1 protein-coding gene is annotated in these 254 nt (G+C 66.5%); it reads right to left on the reverse strand.

Going from position 1 to position 254, the window contains the following annotated elements; translation table 11 throughout:
- Positions 1-254: DDE-type integrase/transposase/recombinase (locus CEY15_RS17955; RefSeq protein ID WP_342744919.1), on the reverse strand; the 254-nt coding region annotated here is incomplete at both ends.

The following is a 254-nucleotide window of genomic DNA, read 5'->3' on the forward strand; positions in this document are numbered from 1 at the left end:
GGTGCAGACCGGTGGCAGCACCAAGCAATCTACGACTGTAGAGGTCGATCACAGTGGCCAGATATAGCTTCTCACCGGGCCGACCGTTGGCGTCGACGGTGGGGATCTCGGTCATGTCGCCGACCCACCGGGCGTTCGGCCTGTCGGCGGTGAAGTCCCGCTTGAGCAGGTCGGGGAACTTCGGGGCCGTCTTGTCCTGCCTGGTCAGACCGTTGCGGCGTCTGATGCGGCGTGCGACGAGGCCCTGGCGGCGC

The organism is Dietzia natronolimnaea, from assembly GCF_002289575.1.
Classification (GTDB): Bacteria; Actinomycetota; Actinomycetes; order Mycobacteriales; family Mycobacteriaceae; genus Dietzia; species Dietzia natronolimnaea_A.